This is a genomic window from Vibrio sp. Vb0304 (genome assembly GCF_033338995.1).
GTDB lineage: Bacteria > Pseudomonadota > Gammaproteobacteria > Enterobacterales > Vibrionaceae > Vibrio > Vibrio alginolyticus.
Genome location: NZ_JAWOTT010000290.1, coordinates 1 through 1122 on the forward strand (window position 1 = coordinate 1; position 1122 = coordinate 1122).

At 46.4% G+C, this 1122-nt stretch carries 2 protein-coding genes; both read right to left on the reverse strand.

The window, feature by feature from the left end; translation table 11 throughout:
• A partial coding sequence (gene gspK / locus R7P35_RS25715) for a type II secretion system minor pseudopilin GspK (RefSeq protein ID WP_318093268.1) occupies positions 1-944 on the reverse strand: 944 nt, incomplete at its 3' end.
• A partial coding sequence (locus R7P35_RS25720) for a type II secretion system protein GspJ (RefSeq protein ID WP_318093270.1) occupies positions 937-1122 on the reverse strand: 186 nt, incomplete at its 5' end. The genes R7P35_RS25720 and gspK, both read right to left, overlap by 8 nt.

Sequence of the window (1122 nt, forward strand, 5' to 3'; positions counted from 1 at the left end):
GTTTCTCTATTTGTACTTTGCAAAAGGCTTCGGATACGTACACGTGATTCATCCACCAACACTTGTGCATCCAATTCGAAGAAGGAGCTATCCACTCCTAAATAGCCTTTGGCGTTTTTCTTTACATCATCGCTCAAGCCAGTTAATTCTGACGCCGCTAGAAATTCGTCTACGCTGTCCCAACCATCGAAGGGACGCTTTTCTATCAGTTGAACCGCGTCGCTGCTGCTCAAGTTCGGTGAAAACATAGCGACTAAAATCGGCGCTTGTTCCACCTCTATCGTGTTGACGTTTAAACGCCAATCATCACTTGGGATCGCACATACCAAGGGCTCAATCTTTTGATAAATTTCACCACTCACTTGATATACCGCGCGCAGTTCAGTTTTGTCTGCCATCCAACCATTAGCCGCTAAATACGAAGGTTTCATCGATTCGTAGGTGCTGTCTTCCACGCCGGTGGTTGAACGTACTGTGCTGTCTGAATCAATGTATTCCCAAGTGGAATCGGCAATCACTTCCGCTTGATACGGCTCTACATCCGATTCTTCCAACAAACGCTGCAGCACTTGAACCAAATATGGTCGAGTGGTTTGTTGTCCGGTCGGCTGCACTCGACTTAACACATTGAGGTTAAAGCACGCTTGCTTATCCCAAATACGTCCTGCAGCTTGACCATAGTCCAATGGGTACACTTGTTCTTTAATCGCCCAAGGTTGGCTGAGGTTGATGGTATCGCTGTCTTTGTAGCTCTGCTCGATACCCACTTCAGCCAAGGCTTCAACACCAACACTGTACCAATATGCTTGCTGGTAATGGATTTGGTTTGAACCGCGCTGAAACTGCAAAAACAAACGTTCAGACATGGTGGCAGCAATGGTCGCCATAATCGCCAACAACATCAGTACAATAATCAAAGCAACACCACGCTGACGATTAGCCATTGTTGTTGCCCTCCGATGCTTTGTTTCTTTCACTTTCCGCAAGCTTGCCATCTGGCGTTAGATACGTGCGCGCAATTTCACCGTAATCCTTCAACTTCAAGACAACTGAGACAGCTTTCGGCAACTCTTTATTGCTGTCCCACTCTTTCTTCCACTGTTTACCGTCATAAAAACGCAT